The organism is Paenibacillus sp. UASWS1643 (genome assembly GCF_008693195.1).
GTDB lineage: Bacteria > Bacillota > Bacilli > Paenibacillales > Paenibacillaceae > Paenibacillus > Paenibacillus amylolyticus_B.
On the sequence record NZ_VXKZ01000113.1, the window covers coordinates 1 to 26,692 of the forward strand.

Annotated in this window: 20 protein-coding genes; 6 read left to right on the forward strand and 14 right to left on the reverse strand. The window is 46.5% G+C overall.

Annotated elements, in window-relative coordinates:
- Positions 1-123: 123 nt before the first annotated feature.
- The 5 genes from FE296_RS20410 to abnA all read right to left on the reverse strand — a co-directional run bounded on the left by FE296_RS20410 (position 124) and on the right by abnA (position 5,899).
- Entirely contained in the window at positions 124-1,539 is a 1,416-nt protein-coding gene (locus FE296_RS20410; RefSeq protein ID WP_150366314.1) for an arabinan endo-1,5-alpha-L-arabinosidase, read from the reverse strand.
- A gap of 56 nt (positions 1,540-1,595) precedes the next feature.
- On the reverse strand, positions 1,596-2,438 hold the full coding sequence (locus FE296_RS20415; RefSeq protein WP_150366125.1) for a carbohydrate ABC transporter permease: 843 nt from the start codon (positions 2,436-2,438) through the stop codon (positions 1,596-1,598).
- A 26-nt stretch (positions 2,439-2,464) separates the two neighbouring features.
- Positions 2,465-3,355, reverse strand: a complete 891-nt coding sequence (locus tag FE296_RS20420; protein WP_124117107.1) for a carbohydrate ABC transporter permease — start codon at positions 3,353-3,355, stop codon at positions 2,465-2,467.
- A 157-nt stretch (positions 3,356-3,512) separates the two neighbouring features.
- Positions 3,513-4,856: an ABC transporter substrate-binding protein gene (locus tag FE296_RS20425; RefSeq protein ID WP_124117108.1), complete on the reverse strand. Its 1,344-nt coding sequence runs from the start codon at positions 4,854-4,856 to the stop codon at positions 3,513-3,515.
- A gap of 131 nt (positions 4,857-4,987) precedes the next feature.
- A complete protein-coding gene (gene abnA / locus FE296_RS20430) occupies positions 4,988-5,899 on the reverse strand; it encodes an arabinan endo-1,5-alpha-L-arabinosidase AbnA (RefSeq protein ID WP_206099161.1) in 912 nt (303 codons plus the stop codon).
- A 397-nt stretch (positions 5,900-6,296) separates the two neighbouring features.
- Here abnA and FE296_RS20435 point away from each other — a divergent pair, with 397 nt between their 5' ends.
- The 4 genes from FE296_RS20435 (at position 6,297) to FE296_RS20450 (ending at position 9,576) form a co-directional block, all read left to right on the forward strand.
- Positions 6,297-7,214, forward strand: a complete 918-nt coding sequence (locus FE296_RS20435) for an ArsR/SmtB family transcription factor (RefSeq protein WP_036668788.1) — start codon at positions 6,297-6,299, stop codon at positions 7,212-7,214.
- Between the two features lie 270 nt (positions 7,215-7,484).
- Positions 7,485-8,402, forward strand: coding sequence for a helix-turn-helix transcriptional regulator (locus FE296_RS20440; RefSeq protein WP_150366126.1), 918 nt, complete (start codon positions 7,485-7,487; stop codon positions 8,400-8,402).
- A gap of 83 nt (positions 8,403-8,485) precedes the next feature.
- Positions 8,486-8,995, forward strand: coding sequence for a DinB family protein (locus FE296_RS20445; RefSeq protein ID WP_150366127.1), 510 nt, complete (start codon positions 8,486-8,488; stop codon positions 8,993-8,995).
- An 11-nt stretch (positions 8,996-9,006) separates the two neighbouring features.
- Positions 9,007-9,576 (forward strand): YdeI/OmpD-associated family protein, encoded by a 570-nt coding sequence (locus tag FE296_RS20450; protein ID WP_150366315.1) that lies wholly within the window; start codon positions 9,007-9,009, stop codon positions 9,574-9,576.
- A gap of 136 nt (positions 9,577-9,712) precedes the next feature.
- Here FE296_RS20450 and FE296_RS20455 read toward each other — a convergent pair whose 3' ends face one another.
- Entirely contained in the window at positions 9,713-10,579 is an 867-nt protein-coding gene (locus FE296_RS20455; RefSeq protein ID WP_150366128.1) for a helix-turn-helix domain-containing protein, read from the reverse strand.
- 173 nt (positions 10,580-10,752) lie between these two features.
- On the opposite strand from FE296_RS20455, the gene FE296_RS20460 reads away from it, so the two are divergent.
- Positions 10,753-12,267, forward strand: coding sequence for a glycoside hydrolase family 43 protein (locus tag FE296_RS20460; protein WP_150366316.1), 1,515 nt, complete (start codon positions 10,753-10,755; stop codon positions 12,265-12,267).
- 315 nt (positions 12,268-12,582) lie between these two features.
- On the forward strand, positions 12,583-14,883 hold the full coding sequence (locus FE296_RS20465; protein WP_150366129.1) for a helix-turn-helix domain-containing protein: 2,301 nt from the start codon (positions 12,583-12,585) through the stop codon (positions 14,881-14,883).
- A gap of 198 nt (positions 14,884-15,081) precedes the next feature.
- Here the strand turns inward: FE296_RS20465 and FE296_RS20470 are convergent, their stop codons facing one another.
- From FE296_RS20470 to FE296_RS20505, 8 genes are all read right to left on the reverse strand, one after another.
- A complete protein-coding gene (locus FE296_RS20470; protein WP_150366130.1) occupies positions 15,082-16,134 on the reverse strand; it encodes a glycoside hydrolase family 18 protein in 1,053 nt (350 codons plus the stop codon).
- A gap of 5 nt (positions 16,135-16,139) precedes the next feature.
- Positions 16,140-18,773, reverse strand: a complete 2,634-nt coding sequence (locus FE296_RS20475) for a transglutaminase domain-containing protein (protein ID WP_150366131.1) — start codon at positions 18,771-18,773, stop codon at positions 16,140-16,142.
- Between the two features lie 7 nt (positions 18,774-18,780).
- Positions 18,781-19,803 (reverse strand): carbohydrate-binding family 9-like protein, encoded by a 1,023-nt coding sequence (locus FE296_RS20480; protein WP_150366132.1) that lies wholly within the window; start codon positions 19,801-19,803, stop codon positions 18,781-18,783.
- 63 nt (positions 19,804-19,866) lie between these two features.
- Positions 19,867-21,153: an alpha-L-fucosidase gene (locus tag FE296_RS20485; protein ID WP_150366133.1), complete on the reverse strand. Its 1,287-nt coding sequence runs from the start codon at positions 21,151-21,153 to the stop codon at positions 19,867-19,869.
- An 86-nt stretch (positions 21,154-21,239) separates the two neighbouring features.
- Complete coding sequence (locus FE296_RS20490; protein ID WP_150366134.1) at positions 21,240-22,835, reverse strand: extracellular solute-binding protein; 1,596 nt, start codon at positions 22,833-22,835, stop codon at positions 21,240-21,242.
- Between the two features lie 41 nt (positions 22,836-22,876).
- Positions 22,877-23,785, reverse strand: a complete 909-nt coding sequence (locus tag FE296_RS20495) for a carbohydrate ABC transporter permease (protein WP_124117121.1) — start codon at positions 23,783-23,785, stop codon at positions 22,877-22,879.
- A gap of 15 nt (positions 23,786-23,800) precedes the next feature.
- Positions 23,801-24,772, reverse strand: a complete 972-nt coding sequence (locus FE296_RS20500; RefSeq protein WP_036668763.1) for an ABC transporter permease — start codon at positions 24,770-24,772, stop codon at positions 23,801-23,803.
- A 783-nt stretch (positions 24,773-25,555) separates the two neighbouring features.
- Complete coding sequence (locus FE296_RS20505; protein ID WP_150366135.1) at positions 25,556-26,479, reverse strand: S-layer homology domain-containing protein; 924 nt, start codon at positions 26,477-26,479, stop codon at positions 25,556-25,558.
- Positions 26,480-26,692 lie beyond the last annotated feature (213 nt).

Genomic DNA, 26,692 nt, shown 5'->3' on the forward strand with positions numbered 1-26,692 from the left:
TTCCCACCGCTCCTGGCGGTTGAAATCGGATGCCAAACTCACCCCTGCGGCTCCTTCCTCCCCCTCACTGCTTGTGCTCCTTGGCACGGCAGCTCGCTCTTACCGCGCTCGCTGCTCGCCCCCTTACTCCTCCGCTGCGCTGATCTGCTTGCCCCAGACCGCCACACCGCGGTCATTAAGACCTGTCACCACCAGCGCGGGCTGGCTTCGCTCCCAGTCCCAGGACGGGAGCAGCTTCAGCTCTTCCGTGGAGGCTCCGCCCCATGGGCTTTCTTTCCACTTCAACGTCAGTGTTTGTTTGTCATCAAATGTCCAGGTTCCTGAACCTTTTTCGCTTTTAATTTTACCGTTGCTTGTTAGGGTATAAGGCACGGCTTGAATCTGCCCGTCCACGGACGGATCAATCGCCATGCCTTCCCATTCCCCGGCAATCATGGACTTCGGAATATCCTGTGTAGTCTCACCTGCGTAACGTTCAGGTGAAACGACAGGCCAGCCGTCCTTCGTCCATAACATTTTGCGTACATGCAGATATGGCCAGTTTTTATCCGTCTCACCCCGTGCATGATGCACGATGTAATAATCATCTCCGTCCTTCAGAACGGAGTTATGTCCAGGCGCAACCCAGCCCTCACCTTCTGTGAAGCGGTAACCGCCGAGAATTTTGGTGCCGATCTCATATTGCGGCAGATACTCCGTATCCAGCATGTTATTGCCGTTTATGTCCGTGTACGGTCCTGTGATTGAATCAGCACGCGCAACCCGCACGTTATAATCTTCGAACAAGGAATCATATGAAACGAACAGATAATACTTTTTGAACTCCGGGTTATACACAATGTATGGACCTTCGACTGCACCTTCTTCAGTTGCACGATCCCGAGCGGCAATGCGAGTACCATAACCCTCGTCCTTGAACTTCCCGGTGTCGGGATCAAGTGGCGCAATGTAGATGCCGTCAAAGAATGAACCATATACCATCCACGAATTGCCCTCAGCATCTACGATGGGATTGGCATCAATGGCATTTAATTTGTCCTGTTCATTCGCAGAAGTTTTCACAACCAGTCCTTCATCTGTCCAAGGACCATCGGGAGATGAGGATGTCTGAAGACCAATAGCCGACTGGGTACTGCCAAAAGAAGAAGCCGAATAATACATCCGATAGGTATCACCAGCCTGAATCACATCCGGTGCCCACAGATTGACCGCACCTGTCCAGTCCAGCGCTTCTTGCGGAATACCCGGGAGAGCCTGACCTACCCAGTTCCAGTGGATCAGATCATCCGATTTGCGTACCATGACGCCGGGTTTCGCTTCTCCTGCTACACGAACGTCTGTGGAATAGATGTAGTATCCCTGGTCTGTTTTGATAATGGCCGGATCATGCGCATTGTTCACCGTCCAACGGGATTCATCGTCCAAAATGGAAGTGTCATACAACTGCGTATCTTGAGGAGCTTCAGGAAAGACGGGACGGGACACCGTTTCTCCTGCTCCAGAACAACCCGTAGCTCCACCAACCAACAATAGCAACATGGAAGCAACCACCCCTCTCTTCGAAAATGTCCAACCCCGGAATCTCTTCCGCTGATTCATCCCTTCACTCCCGAAATGGCAACCGATTCAATAATCTGTTTCTGGAAGATCAGGAAGATGATTAATACCGGTAACAGAGCCACAATCGACGCTGCCATAATAAGTGGATAATCCGTCTGGATTGCATACGTGGCATTGAAGTTGGCAATGACCAGCTGCAGCGTCTGCTTCTCCGGTGAATTCAGATAGATAATCGGTGCAAGATAATCGTTCCAGATCCCCATGAACCACAGAATTAACTGTGCAGCAACGGCAGGTTTAATTAACGGGAATGTAATACTGGAATAGAGCCGGAAATAGGAACTTCCATCAATTTTGGCTGCTTCTATAATGGCATCTGGCACACTAAGCAGATATTGCCGGAGGAAGAAGATCATAATCACATTACCGAACAACCCCGGTACAATAAGCGGCAATAATGTATCTGTCCAGCCAAGCTTTGAGAACATCATGAACTGTGGAATCATGACTGTTGGATATGGAATCATCATGGAAGCAAGCAAAGCAAGAAACAGTTTGTTTTTATGTGGAAACCTCAATTTGGCAAAAGCAAACGCAGCGATACTGGATGTAAACGTACCGACGATCGTTACACTCACCGCAACAATGAGGCTGTTTTTGACCCCGCTTAGCAGAGGGCCTGCTTCCCATATTTCCTTATACTTTCCAAATTGAAACACTTCAGGTATCCACACTGGTGGAAGCGCGAATACATCCTGCTTCTCCTTCAATGAGGTGGATAGCATCCAGATCAGTGGTGCAACCATCGCAATAGCACCGATCGCGAGTACGATAAAAATGATCGTGTTCGTTAAATTCCTTTTTTGACTGTAAGACATCTCCGATTCACTCCTTCCCTTGACAATTAATCCCCATCATAGGCTGATTTTTCGTTCATTTTGAATTGCACCAAGGTAATGACAAAAATGAAAATACCAAGAATCATAGCCATGGCTGACGCATAACCCATTTGAAGGTTACTGAAGGCTTTCTGCCAAATATAGAAGACAATCGAAGCCGATGAATATTCAGGACCACCTGTAGGCGTCATAATGTTCATCTCGGTAAAGATCTGGGAGCCGCCAATGATATTTGTAACGACGAGGAAAAAGGTAACAGGCTTCACCATTGGCCAGGTGATATTGCGGAAAATCTGGAACCCATTGGCTCCATCCAGTTCAGCCGCCTCATAATATGTACGTGATACACTTTGCAGCGCTGCCAAGTACAATAACATGGTGTATCCCAAACCTTTCCATACCGTCATAATAATCAGTGCTGGTTTGACTGTGTCTTTGTTCGCGAGCCAGTTGGGACCCTCAATGCCAAACAGGCCGAGGAACTGGTTCACCAGACCGTAATCCCCGTTATACGCCCAGTTCCACATGATGGAAACCGCAGCCAGGGAGGAGATGACCGGAATATAATAAATTACACGGAAGGTCGTAGTCCCGGGAATTTTACGATTCAAACCCATAGCTAGCAACAATGCCAGCAAAAGGCCAATCGGGATCCCGAGCATTAGGAAGAATGTATTAAACATCGCTTTGTAAAATAAGTCATCCGTTAGCAAGTCCTTGAAGTTGGCCAATCCGATAAAGTTCATCTGTCCCAATCCATCCCAGTCGGTAAAGGAACCATAGAGGGAGTAGAGGAATGGGAACATGACAAAGATCAGCAACCCAAGAATCGGAGGTAAGATAAACAGATATCCATAGAGCATCTCTTTGCGATACAAACTCGATTTCGTAATCACGGTGTTCACCCCTGTTTCTAGTATCAGCATGTGGCATTCTTCGATTGAACCTTGCCGATCAACGAATGCCACATGCCCGTATGGAATCCAATAAGTCCCAATACGAATGATGCCAGCAGCATGATTGCAGGCTGCCGGCATCACCCTTTCCTATCTACTATTTCTGAGATTTCTGTTCCTGTTCAACCGCTTTGTCGAGCAGCTTCTGCATTTTTGGCTGTTGTTGCTTCACATAATCAGCGGCTGTAATCTTGCCATCTAATACCGGCTGGATGTCTGTGAAGAAGAGGTCATACCACTCCGCATTGTACGTGTAGTTACCTGGCAAAGAACGTCCGTAATCCTCTACGATATCAATGAATTCCTGCTTGTTGGATGGTTTCGTGGATGTATCTTTGGCCCACTCGTCTGCCATATCAAGCAGATTCGGAATCTGTACCTTGGCATCTACCAGTTGCTGCATACTTTCTTTCGAAGCGGTTAGGTAGTTCACCAATGCTGCCGCTTCTTCCGGATGTTTCGATTTCGCAGATACCCCAATTCCCAGGGAACCAATCCACGTAGCCGACTTGCCAGTCGATCCCGCAGGGAAAGGTAACAAATCATACTCGAAAGGCAAAGTCTCGAATGTACTCATATCCCAAGGACCTACAGGGAAGAAGGCCATTTCCCCTTTCATCCAGCGTTGATAGGTATCCAATGTTTGCGCTTCCTCAATGGAAGGTGTAATGTTGTATACGTTCTGCATATCCGCGAAGAATTGCAGAGCTTCTGCGAATTTCGGATCATCAATGGTCACCTTCGTTTTGCTCTCATCCAGCCAGTCCCCGCCATTACTCCATACAAAGGATTGCAGTGCCCACTGTACGTTAAAACCTGTACCGAATACATCCGGTTTACCGTCCCCGTTGGTATCCTTGGTCGCTTGCTGATTCACCTTAATGAACTCTTCCCATGTATATGGTTTATCCTTGTCAGGGAATGGAATGCCTTCTTTTTCAAACAAAGTCTTGTTGTAGCCTAGTGCAAATGGCCCGAGGTCCTTCGGCATGCCGTAAAGATCACCCTGTCCTGCCATCTTGCCGTCATAACGGTATAGATCCACTCCATATTTCCAGATGTTATTCAAATCAACATCCGCATTATTTTCAATGTATGGTGTAAGATTCATGAGAACATTGCTGTTCACATAGGCCTTAATATCGCCTGGGTTAAAATAAAATACGTCAGGCAAGCTGTTGCCTGTAATTGCCGCTCTCAGCTTGGTTGCATATTGATCTGCAGCCGTTACAATAATTTTGACTTTCACACCCGGATGATCTTCTTCGAATTTCTTGACCACTGCCTGGTATGCTTTCTGCTCATCTGTGCCCCCGCGGAACATAAACGTTAACTCCTTGTCCCCACTTGCACCGCCGCTTCCTCCTCCGCAGCCCGCAAGTACCAGTGCACTTACCAGCATAAGAAGCATAAATGTGACCCAATTCTTTTTCTTTACCATCTGAACCCCTCCTGATCTGGACTTGTAACCGTATTCAATTGGATGAAATAGGATTTCTGTTGTTAATTTATCAAATCCAGATCACTTTAGTCAACACTTTTATAAAACATTTTATATTTATCTAAAATAAATCAATACTTCGGCCATCCATTAGCGTCCCACAACAAGTCATTAATCAGCAATTTTGGATTGCCATTATCCTCTGCATCATAGGCATGTCTTGCGATGACATTGCCGTTGTACACGTCCTGACCACCTGGACCTTTCCATTTCACATTGCCTGTATCCAATATCGTTCCGCCACCATTCAGCATATTAACTCCGTTTTTGTCCACATAAGGGCCTGTTATACTGGTCGAGCGTCCATAGACCATTTTGTAGGTACTGTTCACCCCTTGGCAGCAAGAATCGATGGAAGCAAACAGGTAATAGTAGCCGCCCCGATATACAATACTTGGTCCTTCAATAGCACCTCCGTTATTCGGGCGCGCAGCAATGGAAGTTATACTCCCCGTCGGTTTCATCGTATTTTTGTCCAGCTTGACAATCTTCAGACCGCTCCAGAAAGAACCGAAGGCCAGCCATGGATTGCCTGAAGCATCAATGACCAGATTCGGATCAATGGCATTATAATTATTGGCGGTCGTGGTTTGAAGCACCAATCCTTCGTCCTTCCATTGCCCTGCTCCAATGCTGTTCGCAGACGCAAGACCAATCGCAGACCGATTGGAGCCAAAGGTGGAGATCGAATAATAGAGCCATACTTTTCCGTTATACTGCTCTACATCCGGTGCCCATACATCCAATCCGCTTTGTCCCGGAACGGCAGAAGCCCACCATGACGGCTTACTTAAGAAGATTTGTGGAACACGATACCAGGACGATCCATTATCGGATTTCAATACTTGAATGCCCGGGCCGGTTGAAAAGGTGTACCAGGAACTGCCCTCTTTAATAATCGACGGATCATGAACAGCGGTATCTCCGGTCAGATTCCAGAACGCCGCCAAAGCTTTTGACTGACCTGCGAGCAGTAATACCATCACAAGTAATGCCGGTAACGCCAACCGTTTCCACTTAAACCTCTTCACATTGCTTAACTTTTCCAAACCAAACTCCACCTTTCCTGATCAAATGGTTAATTAGGTTCATGAAGTAATGAATCAATTTAGGTATAATAGGATTATAAAAGCGGTTACATTACATTTCAATGGTATATTTCAAATATATGTGAACTGATTAACACTTATTTTAACCGGAATAGTGAACAAAATATAGATTATATTTTCGTATTTGCGCTATACACAAGGGTTTTGGCTTCTATTTCTCCACCCTTCCCTTCCATGAGGGAATGATTTATAATTATCTGAAATAAAACATATAAATGTGCAAATGTCTGTGTCGAAGACTTTGTTCAGAACGGGGAAAGGAAATCCACCTATGATTTATATTAAAGATCTGATGTCGGGTGTGAATATCTTCAAAGCGCTCAGTTCGGAAATCCGGATTCAGATCATCGAGCTGCTGGCCAAGAACCAAAGTCTTAATCTCAATGATCTTGCAACCAAGCTGGGACTGAGCAATGGCGCTATCACAATGCATATCAAGAAGCTTGAAGAGAGCGGATTGATCGAGATCAACACCGCTGTTGGCAAACATGGAATTCAGAAGATATGTTATCTTAATGAGGAAAAATTGATGGTTGATTTGCGTTCACAGGAGATTAACAATCGTTATGAGGTGGAAATTCAGGTCGGTCATTACAGCGATTATCAGGCTGCACCTACATGTGGTCTCGCTACCCGGGACAGCATTGTTGGAGAGTTCGATGATCCGCGTTACTTTGCTGATCCACTGCGAATTGATGCGGAGATGATCTGGCTGGCTGAAGGTTATCTCGAGTATCGGATTCCCAACTATCTCAAACCTAATCAGTCCTTTAGCGAAATTCAGTTGTCGATGGAACTGGGATCGGAGGCCCCTGGCTTTTGTGACAATTACCCTTCGGATATTTATTTCTATGTCAACGGTATTGAGATTGGCTGCTGGACAAGTCCGGGCGATTTTGGCAATACACGCGGTACCTTCAACCCGGAATGGTGGCCTCCGCACTTGAATCAGTACGGCATGCTGAAGCTGATCCGGATTACCCAGGAAGGCAGCTATATCGACGGATGCCGCATCTCGGACGTGACGTTGGACCAGATTGGGCTGGATTACAAAAGCGATATTCATTTCCGCATTGCGGTTACGGACGAACCTTTGAACAAACGGGGTTTAACGATCTTTGGTAAAAACTTCGGAAACTATGGACAGAATCTGCTCGCTCGGGTTCTCTATAACGTGCAAGAAGAGTAGCGCCGGCTCTGACGATTCACTCGATATTAATTAAGTTCGACCGATCTGCTAACGTAACTGTTCAATACAACAACAATCATGTTTCTTCACAAGGGTGCTATCCAGCACTCTTTTTTTGCTCTCACCGAAGAACTTGTCCAATCATGTTGGAACAAAACGTACTGGATGATATGACTCCTTTAGCCCCTCTGTAATTCCCATATTGTTTACCCTGGCGTGATATAATAATGGCCTGTAATGACAAAATGGAATAACGGGCGGGGATACCTTTTGAAATTGGAGCGATTAATCTCAATCATATATAAACTGCTGAACCACGAAGTATTGTCTGCTTCCACCTTGGCGGAAGAGTTTCAGGTGTCCCCAAGAACGATCTACCGGGATATTGATGTGATCTGTGCTGCCGGCTTTCCGGTCGTCTCCCATCAGGGACTCAAAGGCGGCTACGGCATGATGGACGGATACAAGATGGATAAAAGCTTGCTCGGTTCTTATGATGTTGATTCCCTGATCACGGTCCTGAGCAGTCTATCCACAGTATTCGAAGATGCACGTGCACAAGGCACGATTGAACGTCTGCAAACGATTGGACCGGAGCATCAAACCTCAAGTCTGTCGGTGGATCTGGAGACTCGCCGAACAGAACCTGACGCCCTTCCTCATCTGCGTAAAGGTATTACGGATCATCAGGTTGTCCGTTTTGACTACATCAATACAAAGAATGAACATACACCCCGCCATCTTGAACCGGTAAGGCTTCATTTTAAATATCGTAATTGGTATGTTTATGGATTTTGCCAGACACGGCAGGATTATCGCGAGTTCCGGCTTTCCCGGATGATGAATGTGCAACTGACATCGGAACACTTCCACCCCCATCTTGAGCTTCCCCAAGAGAAGGTTGTGTCAGATCCGTCATGGCAAGATCAGGTAAGTGATGTGGTATTTCGGGTGAACCCGGAAGCGCTCGCGGAAGCCATGGATCATTTTCAACAGGCAGATAAGCAATTTCACAAGGATGGAAGTATGACGATGCGTATCCAGGTTCATCAACCGTTAAAAGCCAAGTGGTTATGGTCGTTTCTGCTTAGTTTGGGTAGTGGCGCTGAGGTGCTTGAACCGATTGAATTACGAGGCATTCTGAAAGAACAACTTCGAAATGCACTTAAGCTCTATGAAGAAGTATGACACGCTGTTGTCATACTTCTTTTTTTATAATCATCTCAGTAAGTTAACCCAATCCATAGCCAAATTAAAGGAGACGATCATCAATGAATCATCCGGAACAAATGTATAACTACCACGCATGGGCCAACCAAACGATCCTGGGCAGAATCAAGGAACTGCCCTCTTCTGTACTGAGTCAGGAAGTGAATAGTTCATATCCAACCATTGCTCACGCACTCAGCCATATCTATACAGTGGATAAGATGTGGTACCTGGTGTTAACTGGCACCGGTATGCCCGTGGCACTGCAAGCATGCATACCACTCAATAGTGAAATTCACGGTTCTGTGGATGAGTACATCCAATGTTTTACCGACCTGTCGGCACAATACAGTGAGTGGTTACGAGACCGAGCTGATCTGGAGCAAACCATTCTACTCGATAATCCATTTGCAGGAATTCGCAAAACCAGCTTATCGGATATCGTAATCCATGTGGTTAACCACGGAACCTATCATCGAGGCAATGTTTCTACCATGCTGCGTCAATTGGGGCATGCCTCCATCATGAATGACTATTCACTCTTTTGGTATCAGGAACAGGCTCAAGTATAGTTGATAATCGGATGGAAAATGTACATTGTATCCCCGTGACATCGAGGGATGAATTGAGAAATTGGTTGCGGACGCATGGAAAAGTTGAGAAATCTTGCTGGGTAATGATAAGCATAAAACCCGTGCCGAATACCCTGCTGTATTTGGACGTGGTTGAGGAGTCGCTGTGCTTTGGCTGGATCGATGGAGTCAAAAAGAAAATATCCGAGACTCAATTAGCACAGAGATTATCTCCTAGAAGTAAACGCAGCTCATGGACTGAATTGAACAAGGAACGTGTCCGTCGACTTGAAAAGTTGGGCTTCATGCATGACGAGGGTAGAGAGGTTCTTCCTGTTATGGAGCCAAATGCTTTCATAATTGATGGTGTGATCGAACAAAGGTTGAAAGAAGACCATCAGGTTTATGCAAATTTCATGGCCTTCCCTACCCTGTATCAAAACGTTCGGATCGATACGATCCAAAGTGTTAAGAATCAGCCAGCATTATTCCAGAGCAGACTGGATAAATTCATAACCAACACAAAGGAAAATAAAATGTACGGTCAGTGGCATGACAACGGACGGCTTTTGGATTATTAAAAGCCCTTGAAAATATGAAAGCAGGACCTCCTCGTAGGATGGTCCTGCTTGTTTTTTTTGGATTTATACGTTGGCGAATCTCGGCCCAGACTCTCTGTTCACCTCTCCCCGCTCACACATCATATTCATTCGGGTGTTAATGAGTCTGCCTGTATGTTTTGGGAGACTTGCCAAAGGCTTTCTTGAACTGGCGGGTGAAATAATTACTGTCGTTGAATCCACATTCATACGAAATTTCCGTGATGGACAGATTCCCGTTTTTCAACAAATGACAAGCCTTCTCCAGACGCAACTTTTGCAGATAAGAGATCGGGGTCATCTGATAATAGGATCGAAAAATCCGGTTCAGATGCCTTATTGAGATATTCGACTTCCCCGCAATATCCTCCAGCGACAGTGGCTCCAGATAATGATCTTCAATAAATGAAATGGCATTGGCCAGATGCATCAGATTATTACCTTCGATCCCTTTCTCCTGCGTATCATACTGCCTCGACAAATAAACAACCATCTCCGTAAGACGTGAGATCAACATCGTCTGATACCCTTGCTGTTTACTCTGATACTCCTCAATCATGAACGATATCAGTGATTCTACATACTCCAGACTGGAAATGGATAACGCCAATTTACTCGGAAAGGAGTGAATATTACGATAAAACGGTTCCAAAACAAACAGAGCTTGGAAGCCGTTAGATTTTCTCAGATCGGGCCCAGCCGAAGCAAGCATCTCAGGACTGAACATAATGTTACAGATCCTAAAATCATAAGGGTCTTTATACGCATGATGGGTGTCGCCATTAATCACAAATGCGTTCCCTTTTTTAATAAAAAATTCTTCGGTGTTCACCACATGGGTTGCATGACCATTCAGAACAATCACAAGTTCCGTAAAATCCATATGATTATGAAGCTCCATGTCCTCAACATGTCCACCGTACTGAATAAAAAACGGAAATTGTTGATGATCCGAGGTAAACCATCTCAAATATGCATTACTCAAAAGCATTCCCCTCCGCAAACCATGTTGGGTTGAATGTCTATATCATGCTATTCGAGGACCGAAAAATCAAGGTTGGAAATGATTAAAGACGATATAATGCCACTTGTAGCAAGGATATCTCTCATACGTCCAGGTCCATATTACACTTTCGACATGAATAGGAGCATAACATGATGAAATATACCAATCCGGTAATTCCGGGGTTTTATCCGGATCCAAGTATATGCCGTGTAGATGAAGACTATTATCTGGTAACCAGTACCTTTGAATATTTCCCAGGTGTGCCCATCTTCCACAGCAAAGACCTTGTGAACTGGCGACAGATCGGCCATGTCCTCACAACAACGGAGCAACTCCCTTTAACGAACGCAGGCAACTCTGGCGGCATTTTTGCCCCAACACTGCGGTACCATGATGGCTGGTTCTATATGACAACAACCAATGTCAGTGGCGGCGGAAATTTTTATGTACGTAGTGCCCAGCCCGAGGGACCATGGTCTGCTCCGATTTTTGTTGATCAGGGCGGCATTGATCCCTCTTTTCTCTTTGATGAAGATGGACGTGTGTATTTTCACACAGCCTGTAACGGCGATGAAGGCGAGGGCATCTATCAGTGTGAGATAGACATCACGACCGGAGCCAGACTAACGGATAGCCGATTAATTTGGACCGGAACCGGAGGCGCAGCCCCCGAAGCTCCCCACATGTATAAAATAAACGGCCTCTATTATCTGATGATCGCCGAAGGTGGAACGGAGTATGGTCATATGGAGACCATTGCCCGGAGCACAGAGCCATACGGACCATTTGATCCGTGTCCTCATAATCCAATTCTGTCCAATCGAAGCATGAAAACCAGTATCCATGCAACTGGACATGCAGACCTTATCCAGATCCAGGATGGAAGCTGGTGGTCCGTATGTCTTGGCCTTCGTCCAGCAGGTTACCCCATGCGGCACCATCTGGGACGTGAAACGTTCCTTGCACCTGTCACATGGACGGATAACGATTGGCCGACAATCGGTGTAGATGGACATATTGAACCGGTGATGACTGGACCTTCATTGCCTGAGCACCCTTGGTCACCTCAGGCTGCCCGGGATCATTTTGACGAACCATCATTAGGCATGAACTGGATCTTCTTACGTAATCCGGCTCCGGGTAGTTGGACGCTCACTGAAAATCCCGGGCAGCTCATCCTTCGTGGTCATTCGGTTTCACTCAATGATGGACAAAATCCTGCCTTTGTCGGGCGTCGATTAAGCCATTTTTTATGCAATACGGCCACCGAGCTGTATTATGAGCCAAATGCGAGCGGTGAGGAAGCTGGATTAACGGTATTTATGAATCATAAATATCATTATGATTTGGCTGTAACTCGGATTGACGGTCAGAAGAAAATCGTATTGCGACGAACCGTCGGCTCTATGCGAACCGAACAGGTGCTTGACTGTGACAAGGGGCCTGTTGTATTACAAATCAAGGCTGACCGTAATCACTTCACGTTCCTCTACCAACAAGGTTCATCCGATGCCATTGAAGTGGGTTCAGGAGAAACACATCTGTTATCTACCGAAGTGGCGAGTGGTTTCACTGGTGTGATGATCGCCATGTACGCTTATGCTCCATCGGAGGAGTGTACACCTGCAAATTTCGATTGGTTTGACTATGAACCTCTGAACGAATAATCGTTTTAACTCCTATATTCAGTAATAGAAAATATAATATATGATCAGCTAAAATTATCCCCTTAAAGTAGATACTCTTTGAAAAGCCTTGTGTGGTAGCATAAGGAAATGAGTGAACTTTGAGGGGATTTTGCTATAACTATATCTTTCTTACGGATTGCACTGGAATTTATAAAAGAATCATTGCTTTATTAGAGAAGTTCTCCTAGTATTTTTAGAAGGAACACCCCAGCAGCTACCATCTTGGCAATACCTTCACTGCCCATATGAGAGCGCTATCGCTGCAGCACGAAAGAAAAACGGGAGGTTGCAGATATGAAATGGAATCACTTCAAGTCCAAGCTTCTGTTTAAGTACACACTATCCTATATCTCCATTTTCCTTATCCCTCTTGTTATTTTAACCATCATTATTTATCACAACGCTGTGGACACGCTCCGTTCAGAGATTGAACAGACCAATGTCAATCAGCTCACTCAAGCCAAAACGGTCATTGATGATCGCATGAAGGAACTCCAAGACATCGCTTTTCGCATCGCTTACGATGAGCAGTTAACGCGGTATTGGACCCACCATCCGTACTATAGTCGGGAATCAATCGGCTCATTGGTCAAATACAAAGCCACCAGTTCCATTATCGATGAGTTATTCCTGTTCTTCCGTGGAGATGATAACATCTATTCTTCTCAAGGTTCTGAGAACCTGGATGTATTCACTGGTCGCTACAAATTTACTACGTGGAACAAAACAGACATGATCCGGGATTTGAATAGCGTACAATCCCCCACGATACGTCCAGCGGAGCAGGTCGTCCAAGGAACCAGAATACCCAATTCCATGCTGGCCTACCTTGTACCGATTGCACCTAACAATACGCCCGCCCATGGAACCGTCATGTACCTGATTCACGAGTCCAATCTGACGGGCCTAATTGATTCCATCCTCAGCGACTATCACGGGATGACTTATATTTTCGATAATTTCGGGCAAGTACTGGCAGCCAATTACAAGGGAGAAATCATATCCGAACAGGAAGTTAACGCTCTGTTTGCTCTTGAACCCGGAACGCACAGCATCTCCTTAAATCAAGAACCACATTCGGTTGTATCCGTTAAATCGGATGCGGGTTGGACTTATGTAACCGCTATGCCCAGCAACCAATTTTTTAGCCGAATCGTTCATATTCGCACCTTTGTTGTTCTTGTTTTCTCCTTCATGGTGGTGATGGGCACGTTCCTCGCCATTATGTTGGCCCGAAGACAGTACCATCCGATTTCAGACTTAATGGAGTTCATTCGGTTGAAGAATAATCCTGATCCATCCTCCACCACCAACGAGCTGGAATGGATTAAGAAAACACTGCATGATTATAGTCAACGCGTAGATCTTCAGGAACCCTATGCTCGCAATCATATTTTGCTCATGTTGCTGAAGCACGGTCACACCGGAGATTTTCCCTCTGAGTTTACGGATAAGCTTGGCATACGCTTTAACCGATCCCATTATTTTGTCATGATCATGGGCTGGGAAATGCATGCTTTTCCTATCGGTGATAACCTCGAGCAACCTACTGTCATGCAGCTGATGAACGATGTGGAGCTGCCGGAGTGGTCTGCTTATGCTTACGGCGTAGAGCTGCCACAGGCAGACCAATTGGCCCTTATCGTGGGATTCGATGCCGAAATTGGGCATGAAGGTAGCCTGAATACACGTATGGAGCCTATCGTTGAAAAACTGCAATGGATGGTGATTGAACACACCGGGGTCGCGCCCGCGATCGGGATAGGCAATCGGTACACTTATCCGAAACAGCTGAATCAATCCTACATTGAGGCCTCGACCGCTCTGGAAGCATCGATGCTGCATGGACAGGGCAGCAGTACATACTTTAACAACCTTTCCGGTTCCGATGTACAGGATTCTTCCTTCTGGGTCCCTAAGGATGTGTTATTAAAGCTGGTTCAGAGCTTAAAACAAGGCAGCTATGATGTGGCGGTTCAGATGGTGTCGACTGCGTTGAATACCCTGAAATCCGAAATGCCGTCTGTACCACTGCTGCGTTGCATCTGCTTTGATATTCTGAATACCATGCTCAAAACCGCTTCGGAGCTTGGAATCCATCATGTGGTTGATCAACTTCCAAGGATCACTTCCTACGACTCGTTGGAGGATTTGGAGAAAAAACTGACAGGCCTCGCCGCCGAAATCTGCGCCCATGTCGAGGCGAAGAGTGAGACGGAAGAAAGCTCTCTTATGGATGAAATCGTTGCGTATATCGATGCCAATTTCTCTGATTATGATCTCAGTTTAGGTACGATTTCATCGAAATTCACGATCTCTTCATCCTATTTCAGTCGTTCTTTCAAAGAAAAGATCGGCATGAACTTTACCCAATATATCTGGCAGAAACGGATGGATGAGGTCATTCGACTACTGCTGCATACTACCGATCCGTTAAAAGATATCATCACGCGTGTCGGTTACCTGGATACACCAAACTTCATCCGCAAATTCAAAAAAGAGACGGGTTATACCCCAGGGCAATACCGTAAAATGCACCGTCCCAACGGCTCCGCCGATTCCCCTGATGATGATGACGAGGAATGTATTGGATAAAGGGAGATATCGTCTCTGTGATGGTTACATCTCAGAACAGTAAACAATGTATATGAGAGCGAATAACAGTGCCTGATTCATTAGACCAAAATAACGCAAACAAGGGCCGTCCTATACGTCATGCTCATGACGTATAGGACGGCCCCTTCGTATGTTTTTAGTCCGAAGAAATAATCTGAATCGTCGCGGCCGGCGGCCTTATCCGCTTTTCCCAGCCGGAAGAACCTTCAGCCCTTGATGTACTGCACCCAGCAAACGGTGAGTCGGATCACAGCCGTACTCCCAGAACATGATCCCGGCCAGACCTTGATCCTTTACGTAATCACATTTGCATTGGATCGATTCTTCATCATCATAAGATATGAGGCTGGACCCATTAAACAGAAACGGTGCACAGGCTTCTTCATCCCAATAACGAGTGTAACCATTCTTGTTAATGTACTTCGCTTCCAGCTCGGCAAATGACGGACCGTAGCCGCCTGTGCTACCAGCCATTTGATGGAGCCCGTGGTTTCGGTCAGGAACCTCATTCCAGATCCGGGAATAGAACGCAGCTCCGATCACAATCTTCTCCTTCGGGACACCAGCGCGAACAAACAGGGCCACGGAAGCATCCGTACTAATTCGAAACAGATCTCCTGTTGGCGTGTACAGATTCGTATGGTGTCCGGTCAGAACCTGAAAACCGCCGCGCATATCATAGGTCATCAACTGCACGTAATCCAGGTACTGCTGCACCTCGGCCATCTCTGTGCCATCAACGTAGTATTGATCAGCCCCTGCTGCAATGGTGAGCAGATAATGACGGCCATCCGCTTCTCCCTTGGCACTCAGTGCCTCCCGCATCGTCTTGAGAAGTAAGGTAAAATTCCGTTTATCATCAGGACTGGATGCGATACCAGCTTCACCGTAACAAGGATATTCCCAGTCCAGATCGATCCCGTCAAAAGGATATTCCTCCAGCGCCCTAAACGCCGATGCAGCCATGCTGTCCCTCCCCGCCTGGGTTGAGGCGGCTTCGGAAAAACCGCCAGCGCTCCATCCGCCTACAGACAACAGCACTGTAAGATTTGGATGCTCCCGCTTGATGTTCTGGATCACATGGCCATTTTTTAAATGCTCGGTAGTGATTGCATCATTCTTGACATGTCCGAAGGCTATGTTCAGATGTGTTAACTTTGACAAATCCTCATGTGTCATGTCAGGAAGAACTGAATCAACGGCATAACCCGCAGCAATATATTTCATCACTCTCTTCACTCCGATCCAATCGATGATTGAGATATCGCAGCAGCAATCTGCAAGGCTTCCTTCCCGGTACCAATCTTGTACCCGGAAGCCGAATAACGAACTTGATGCAGAGTATCCAGCACAAACAGATGTGGATAACCCGCTTCATAAGCTGCAGGCTTCGAATTGAAGCCTGACAAGGAAGCATAACTGGAATCTCGTACAAAAACCGTACGTACAGGCAGCTTTGGATAACCAACAGGGTCAAAAGAAGCGTTCCATTCCATATCTCCGATCATGAGTACGATTGGTATACCCAGCTTATCCAGCGGCTCTGCCAGCTCGCATAGTTCACGAATCAGATGTTTGGTCGGTTCCCGCTCCGGTTCAATCCAGGCAGCAATGGCACCCTCCGATCCCAGAAGTTCCTCCAGTTCTACCTCTGAACCATCCAGACGGGTCAGTATACTTCCTGGTGCCAGTTTACCCAGTACAGGAATATCAACCTCAGTCTCGCGATAAGACAAGACAACCTCAGTGGTATCTCCAGCGCTCACGGTAAAGTAACCGAATCGTACTTTTGCCGTTCCATCTTTCAGCCTAACGCCTGTAGTTAAGCGATAAGCTCCTGCCTCAACCTCATATGGCTCACTATAGACATCCGTACTGCCATAAGGATAAATTAACGTCTTGTAGACGCCATCTTCCAGACGGGCAAACGAGAAATTTTCGAAATAAGATGCTTCAGGTGTATCCTGCGGAACTTTTATATCCCTATGAAGTTGGATCATTCCCCAGCTTGTGCTCTTCAGAGTTTGAGGTGAGGTGAGACTAAACACTGCATCCTCCCAGCCTCTGTCACTTAGATACTGTGGTTTCTGTGCGCTCGGATGTAATCGGGCCGGAATACCCAAACTGCGACATACAGCCACAAACAAAATATCCAGCGACTGAGAGTCTCCCTTCATTAGACTAAACGTCCCTATTGGATTCCCTTTGCCTTTTAGATTAGGAAGATCTTCATAGTATTCATATTGCTGTTCCAGCATTCGGGCAATTGTCGAGGGATTCTCCCTGAACGCTGCCGCCTCATCTGCCGAAAAGGCATTGTGGAATACACCTCGATAAGGGACCAGCATCTCATAGGAAATCCGCGGACACAGGATGTATCTCACAAATGTATCTTCCGCCCAAGATCCTTGCTGCGAGAGCGCACCGATCAGATGATCATCCAGCGTCTGGCAAAAAGTATCAATTAAATCTTTTTCATTCATCGACTCCAGCAACCGGAGCGGCCACTCACCGTATGGATTGGAACGTTCCTCTAGGAAAGCTGCAATTTCCCGGCTGTTCCCCCGTGCCTTGCGGAGAATATCCCATACACGTACCGAGGGCAGTCCAACCTTTTTAGCCAGTGCGACAGCTTCCTCCTCACTCAGGAACGTGTCCTCATACTCGCTCCGGGTCTGCGATCCTTCCTCCAGACGACGATTATGAATCTCAATCTTCTCTTCTGGTAATGCAACCATGACCTCTCCCTCCCTTTCCGGAGGAGGAACCATATCGAAATCTGCAATCCCTGTAGGCTGCTCTGATGAATTCAGCACAAGCTCTATAACCTTGTTTTCCTGAGCCTTAAATAGGATCTCACTCCACTTGCCGCCGCTGACCGCACGAATCAAAAGGTCACCACAGCCAGTCTTAAAGGTCGCTTCCCCTTGTGCATCCGTGCTAATTTCGGCAATCGGATAGAATTCAGCCGTATTGTACAGCTCAAAACGAACACTCGCGCCGGGTATGGGCTCTCCCTGTTCATTTTTCACCTTCACATAGATGTTGCGTGTGGGCGCATAGTTCTCAAGCAAATTAATTTCCGTAAATCCCTTTTCCGAGAGCGTAATATCCTCTGGTCCGGGATAGTCGGCATAGATCCTCGTATTAATCAGCATGGCCCTGCGGGCTGGCGGGCTGAACCACCCCTGGTTCAGACGGGCTTCAGGCTCACATGCCCCGATGTAATACCATTGACCATCTGCCCAGGCTTCTACCCAAGCATGGTTACTGTCACAGTGAGCCCAGCGCGGTGTGTAGACCTGACGGGCAGGTATACCGATGCTGCGAAGAGCGGCCACCGCCAGCGTGGATTCTTCGCCGCATCGACCACGAGCATTCCGGATCATCGTCAGCGGTGATATCGTGCGCAGATCACTGCCAATATAGGTCGCTTTCTCATGACACCAGTAATTGGTCTCCAGAATGGCATCAGCCATGGATAACTTCGCTGTCCGCTCGGCTAATTCGTCATATATCAAACCGCGAAAATCTTCAATATTTTCCGTATTTATGCGATAAGGAAGTACAAAATGAAGGAACAAATGATCAGGAACGCGTTCTCCCCAAGGCACACGTTTGCGAGTGTCCAAAGCCCGGCGCACATGGCTCAAGAACAAGTCCCCGTTATAATCAGCCATGTCGTTTACCGGCATATAGGCATAGACATACTTCAACGCCCATGCCTCTTCATGCGTTAGCTCCTGCTGAAAAACATGAAACAATTCCGATTTGCGGGCCTCTGCAAAACGTACCTTCTCCTGGAACTTCTGCTCGATTCTCTCCAATGACTGTGCATCAAGGGAAAATACCAAGGTTTGGCTGGTCATTGCGTTCTCACTCCTTCCACAGCTTTCCGTCTTCCCGAATACAGATCAAGGCCGTTCCGTCCGAAGACGGTGCAGTAATCTGGAACAGGCTGCGAGTCGTTTCAATAACAGGCTCACAGCTCCACGATTCCTCACCCATAAGCAGCTTCACATCCTGTGTAAATTCACCATGGGTTTCATAATAATTACGTTCACGGTAGTAGAGCTTGCGAAGCTCCCATTTGATTCGTTCGTCTTCCGGCAACTCAAACGACTGATCCGTTCCGTCATCCGAGAATACAACATAACCCCATAACTCCGGGTAATGCATGTTGATAATGCCCATAGGTGACCACACCCAGTTGTCCTCCGGATAAGGTTTGCCCGTATCTGGATTCGGCACCTTGCGGTATTCACCGTCCTGTACCTCGGTCTGCCACTCCACACGCGAGAAGTTGACGCGCCAGAATTCACCTGGTGCAGGTGGACGGTTTCCTTCGGCACATTCCTTTAGACTGGTCCAGGGAATCGCGACTTCCACGCACCATTTCCGGTTCTCTGCACCAGGTCTGTTCAGTTCCCCATCGATATATACGGCCGTCTTGAGACCGTTGATATCCCAACCGTTAACCGGAGGCCCACCATCCCGATACGGCTTCACTAATAACAGGTCCCATACGGTATTGAGCGCATTGATCTCGAACTCATAATATTGATGGGAATCCCCGTCGGGATCGATAAAAATCTCAAAGTCATTGTCATAAAAAATAACGGAATCACGCTCAGTCAGGGTAGCCCATATCTGATCTTCAATCAGCTCGGCAGCAAAATAGAAATAGTCGTCATCCCACAGCATTTTTACCCGTGTCTGTTTCTCTGGCTTCGGACGAAGATCACCTTCGATATCAACGAAATCCTCCGTCCAAAGAGCCGCATTCCAAAATGCCTTATCCACACGACCGTCTAACACCAGCGGTTCCTGCGCACGCTTGCATATATAATGTTTGGGAGCATACTCAATCCTGGGTTCTGGCACTCCACTTCTGTTCATGTTACTCTCTCCAATTCGAAAGGGAGGGCATGCATCTACCAGCACACACCCTCCCCGTAATGGTTAGTTATGGGTGACAACGGCTCCAGAGCCGCCGTACATTTCCAGCTCCTCATTGAATTCGAGCTTAAGAACGGTCACCTGTTCATGCGTGTCCTCCGGGGTCATCTTGATCCACGTTGTCCCCGGGATATTGAACCAAGGCACACCCCCATGAATCTCATGATTAAGCTCTTTGCCCGAATGCAGCACGGTAATTTTCTTGATCGGATTGCAAAGACCCTTGATGCACACATTCTCTTTTGGATCGTCATACACAAACAGGTACAGCGTCTTTCGATCCTCGGATACGGTGCTTCCCCCCAGATAATAGCGAGGCATAATGCCTTCACCCGTGCCGAAGACGGCCTCTTCATGGGTTCGGATCCAAGCTCCCAGTCCAAGCAGAATATCCTCCTGCCTCTGATCGATGGTGCCATCTTCACGCGGACCGATATCCAGCAACATATTACCGCCCATGGAAATGCAGTCACAGAACATTCGAATGATCTGATTTAACGACTTGTATTTATGATCTGTTGGCACATAACCCCATGATGTGTTGATTGTGGTGCAGAATTCCCAGGGTCCCTCCGGTCTTGTAATCGGAATGCCCTGCTCAGGCGTTTTGTAATCCCCATAACCTTGAAGGCGGGAGTTGATGATGATATCCGGGTTAAAAGATTGCAGATAATGCTTGAATTCCGGCAGATTCCACTGTTGGGCGCTCCGTTCCCAGTCCCCATCAAACCACAGCAGATCCACCTTTCCGTAATTTGTTAAAATTTCTCCCAGTTGATGGTTATTAAATTGCAGGAACTTCTGCCACTTTTCCTGATCTTGAACACCGTCCACAGGACTTGAATACGGATTGACACTGATAAGATCCTCAGGTACTTTTCCACCTTCATACACGCTAGGATAATCCGGGTGTGACCAATCAATGAGCGAGAAATACATCCCCAGATGAATGCCCTTTTCCCGAATCGCTTCCGCATATTCCTTCACAATGTCACGATTCGCTGGTGTCTGTTTGACAACATTGAGATCGCTATATTGCGTATCCCATAACGCAACGCCATCATGATGCTTCGTTGTCAGCACCGCATACCGGGCACCAGACTTTTCAATCAGGTCCGCCCACTTCTCCGCGTTGAATTCCGAAGCCGTAAACCCATCCAGTTGCTTCATATATTCGTCGTAGGACATCCTGCCATTATAGAAGGACCAAGACTCCGCAACCCCGTCTACCGCATAGATGCCATAGTGGATGAATATCCCCAGCTTGGCTTCTTCAAACCATTTTTGCATAACGGTCCACCTCCCCCGAGAATTCTTATATGCGAAAAATTAATGCAGCTAACTGTCTTTCTGCATGGGATGTACCTCGATAGGCTTTATTTCCCCGAATTCCAGCGGTCATATGCCCCCTGATACAGTTCGATGATACGGTCACTGCCCATTTTCTTCATCTGTGCAATGTACTTATCCCAGTTCTCAAGTGGTTCCTGGCCGGTCACAAACTTCGCTTCCATCTGTTTAACGTACGTATCCAGGTCAGACAATAGAGCGGTTGCTTCGCTTTGCTCTTCATTCGTCAAATAAACGTTAGGAAATGGTGCTTTTCCGATAGGTACCAACTTCTCTTGATTCTGCTGGTCAATCCACTCATCAAATTCGGTGCGAAGACCCTTCGCTACTTCGGGATCATTAATGCCCGGTGTCAAGATACCAAAGTTCGGAGTGATTTTACCGCGGTATTCCTCACGATCCCCACCCCCGGGAACGGGGAGCCACTCTTTTACGTGATTTTCCTTGTCTTTGAATTGCCATAACACACCTTCCGGACCTTGATTGAACAGAGTCGCACCTTCATAGCTGTACAAGTAATCGATCCATCGCATCGTCGCCTCAGGTGACGGGTTACTGCTCGTAATTGCAAAGGTACCGCGAGCCGACATACCCGGGTGTTTGCCGTATACCGGGGAGTCTGCCACTTCGCTCTTCACGGGTGTCATCAGCGGATGATCCGTGCTCGGTTCACCGCCGAGCGTGAAGTATGGATGGTAATCGTTGAACAGTGCAAGTTTGTTGCTTTCACCTTTTGCTTTTTTCTGATCGCCTGTTTGAGAGAAGGTCTCATGATCCAGCAAATCTTCCTTCCACAAGCGATTCATGAATGTCAGATACCCTTTATAACCTTCTTCTTGATAAGGGTAGTGGACTTTTCCGTCCTTATCAGAATAGATGCCTTCGTTGTACATTCCCCAGAAGCCGAAGAAAAACATGCGAAGATCATCCAGTTTTACAGAAGTCAGCGGAATTTCATCCTGCTGGCCATTGCCATTAGGATCTTCTTCTTTTACACGCTTGAGATACGTATACAATTCTTCCGTGGTCTTAGGCTCTTCAACGTTAAGTGCCTTCAGGAATTCCCCGTTGTACCACATTGGGCCTCTATACCACACGGCGGCTTTATCAATGAATGGGAGTGCATACATATGTCCATCAGGTGTTGTAAATGATTTGCGGACATCCGGGTTCTCATCGAGAATCTTTTTGATATTCGGGGCGTAACCCTCGTCAATGTATTTTTCCAACGGGATCAGAATGCCCTGACTGCCATATGTCACCTGCTCGGCTGGCTTGAGGTCCGCAGCATAGAACATATCGGGCAAGTCTCCGCTCGCGAAAACCAGATTTTTCTTCGTTTCAAAGCTGTCGATTGGTGAGAGCTGGTACTCCAGCTTGATGCCCGACAGTTTCTCCATTTCTTGCAGCACAGGCATCGTGCTCCAGTCGGCTACGCCCGCATCCTGGGACATGACCTTCAACGTTAGCGTTTTGTCTACAATGGGGAACCCTTCTTTTTTGACCCCCTCTACTTTGGAGGTCGTGCTTCCGTCTTCATTGGTTGAACCACAAGCTGCAAGCAATGTTGCGAATAAGGTGAGACAGAGTGTAATGGATGAAGCCTTGCGAAGCTTTTTCATAACAACAACTCCCCTTGTTTAATGTGGTATATGGATTAAGATCATCCCTTAACGGAACCGATCATAACACCCTGTACAAAGTAACGCTGGAGGAATGGATACACTGCAATGACTGGTAGGGTGGCAACAATAATGACAGCATATTTGACCAGTGCAGCGATCTCCGCTTTGGTATTCATCGCCGTTGCTGAAGACGTATCGATAGCGCCTCCCCCTTGAGCAGCCATTTCCTGAAGCACCAGAATCTGGCGCAGAAAGAGCTGCAGCGGGTACTTGGAAGAATCATTCAGATAGATCATGGCACTAAAATAGCTGTTCCAGTGTCCGACTCCATAGAAGAGCGCCATCACTGCAATGATTGGCATGGAAAGCGGGAGCACAATCTTGATGAACAACCGGGTGTTGGTACACCCATCAATATGCGCCGCTTCCTGTAACTCCTTGGGAATGGTCGATTGGAAGAACGTCCGGCATACGATAATATTCCAGATGGATGCAGCCCCGGGCAGAATAAGTGCCCACATGCTGTTCACCATACCAAGATCCTTGACCAGCAGGTAACTTGGGACAAGCCCTCCGCCGAAGAACATCGTTACCATAAACATCGCCATGAAGAATCCGCGTCCCACAAAATCCGAGCGGCTGAGTGCATAGGCTGCCGGTAGTGTAACAAGCAGGTTTACGATGGTGCCTACAACGGTATAGATAATCGTATTTTTGTACCCAATCCAGATGTTGGTGTTCTCAAACACCCGGGCGTAACCTTCAAACGTTATCCCTTTTGGAAGCAGCCACATCTCACCGGAGGCTACATATTTGGGATCACTGATTGAAGCACTGATGATGTATAACAGCGGATACAGCACAATGACGAGCGCTACTGTCAGATAGATGTAATTGCACAATAAGAACAATTTATCACTTCTGCTTTCTTTCACAGCGGATGACATGTGTATTCCCCCCTTTTACCATAGGCTGTTTTCACTGGTACGGCGTGCAATCTGATTCACGGTAATAAGCAGAATCGCATTAACTACAGAGTTGAACAATCCCACCGCCGTAGAGAAACTGTACTGTGCATCGACCAGACCGGACCGATAGACAAATGTTGAGATGACATCGGACGAGCCCATGTTCAGCGGATTTTGCAGCAGCAGAATTTTCTCAAATCCGACGCCCAGAATACTGCCCATATTCAGTATTAACAAGATGGTGATCGTAGGGATGATCGCTGGAATGTTAATATGCAAAATCCGTTTAAACCGGCTCGCACCATCCACCACAGCCGCTTCATGCAGTTGCGGGTCAACACCCGATAGAGCGGCAAGGTATATAATGGTGCCCCAGCCTGCACTTTGCCAGACTCCCGACAGTACATACACTGTCTTGAACCACGCAGGGTCCGTCAGGAATTGAGGTGCCTGGAATCCAAGAGCCTGTACCAAATTGACAATCATGCCTGACGAGGGTGATAAAAAGGTAATGATCATCCCCGACATCACAACGACCGAAATGAAATGCGGTGCATACGTGACGGTCTGCACAGTACGCTTGAAGAAGGAATCCTTCACTTCATTGAACGCTAACGCAAGAATAATCGGCAGTGGAAAACCTATAGCCAGCTCATACAAGCTGATGCTAAGGGTGTTCCATAATAAATCCCAGAAATAATACGAATTGAAGAAACGGATGAAATGATCAAATCCGACCCATGGGCTTCCTGTGACACCAAGCGTTGGGATAAAGTTTTTAAATGCAATTTGTATGCCGTACATCGGACCATAATGGAATATCAGAAAATATAGAAAGGCTGGTGCAATAAACAGATACAACTCCCAGTTCCGAATCGTCCTTCTCCATAATTTATTTTTCTTACTGCTCGGATTGGTGTATACCGATAAGTTTTGCGATAAGGCGGACTTCCCATCTGGTTGCATCAGTTGTTTCCTCCTTTTTTGGTAACGCTTACATACCGAGTTTATGGTTCATTTCCTAATCCGTAAATATGCCATTTCAATCTTCACTTCTAAAATCACGGAATATACTGTTACAACGGGGGTTTACACTTTTGTTGCCAGCTTGTCATTGTCATTTCGGGGTTGTAAAACATGTAGAATTTGACCTATTTCCCTCCTGTAGTTGTCATTGAGAGTTTCATCATATGAACTTGAAAGATGTCAGATCCAAACTTAGGTTAGAAAACAGACCTTAAAGTCAAAACCCACATATACGCATGGGACACGGTATTGATGTCTACAGCCATCATACTTTAATGTAATATTATCTGTCATACATCTTTCACACATTACAAACCTGTAATGGCTTGCCTTTATTCTATATTTCTCCTCCCTCTTTCGTATATATGTTGTTTTTATCTTTGGCTTCAGGATACATAAACGCTTATAAACACTGGAAATATGGAATCATATATGTAGATTTTGCACAAGGTGTGGAATCTGAAAACAGTAGATATTTCGGAAAAGACCATTAAAAAAAGCCATTCCGCTAACACGAACTGGCTTTACATCCTAAGCAGATATCCATTTCTTTATAAAAAAACGACAGGATTATTTACACTGAATGTAATATAAATGATCATATGAAAACCTGTGTACAGTTTCAACTCAAATAAAAAACAACTCTCCATACATGTATGAAGAGTCGTTTTGAAGATACAAATCGGTTTTTACCATGATTAGTTTATAGGGTTTGCAGTGAATTTACTTACCAGAAGGTTGAGCTTCTGCTGTATACCCTGTTGGGATATCCGTTTCTGCAGTCACATTTGTGATAACCATTGGATACATCATGTCTGGATCAGGTGGAATAATGGAATAAAGCACAATCGCGCGTCCATCCTTCTCCAACTTCACATCATCAATCTTCAATCCATAACCAGGGTGCGGCATTTCAGCACTGAGTTTAACTTTGGTTGTTTTGTCATCAACCTTGGTCGTTGTTACTTCAGGTACAATCGCTTGTTGGCCTTCACCTGGATTGGTTGGAGTTGGCTCTGCTGAGCCGCCATTGCCGTGTTTATCCACAAATTCGAGTGCATTAAAGATCATGCTTGCAGCCTCCATACGGGTAAGCGACTGATCTGGACGGAAATTCCCGTCCTTATCCAGTTCAATGATGTTCATGTTCAGCAGGTTCTGGACTGCAGATATGGCGTCCTTACCGATTTTATTTTCGTCCTTAACAAGATTATACTTCATGATGACCGGATAATTCCCGGTTGTGTTAATCCCTTCATGTAGCAAAATGACAAACAGTTCACGCGTCATCTTGCCCTGTGGGTTCACTTCAACCGGAATGGACAGTCCATTCTGAGTAGCGGCCTGCACCGCATCGGCATACCACGTATCCGGACTGATTTTATTCTGAGCGGATGCTTCCGCAAATTCATTTTTCAGACCAAATGCGTTCACAATCAGTTGAACACCCTGAGGCTCGGACAATGCAAGATCTGGACGGAACAGATCCGCTGTTACTCCGTTAACAATGCCTTTTGATTTCAATGAATCCACAACCGACTTCTGACCTTCATCCTTCACATCTGTAAAAGCAAATACCGATGCACCTCCTGCTGTCAAAGAAACGCAGAGTGCAAGCGTTGCAGCCAATCCTTTTTTATGTTTCATTTCCTGGCACCTCCATATGATTAGTAAAGCCTATTTTTTACCTCTTCATTCCTACAGACGGGGTGCCCCTAGAAAATGTTTCAGTAATTTCGACATCTGGTGAATACAACACGGGAACACGGCATAGAACTCTTCTCCGTCGTAGCTAATCCGATTCACCTACGGTTTGCTAACTGGCTTCGTTGACATCCCATCGGATTAGCGCAAAAATAA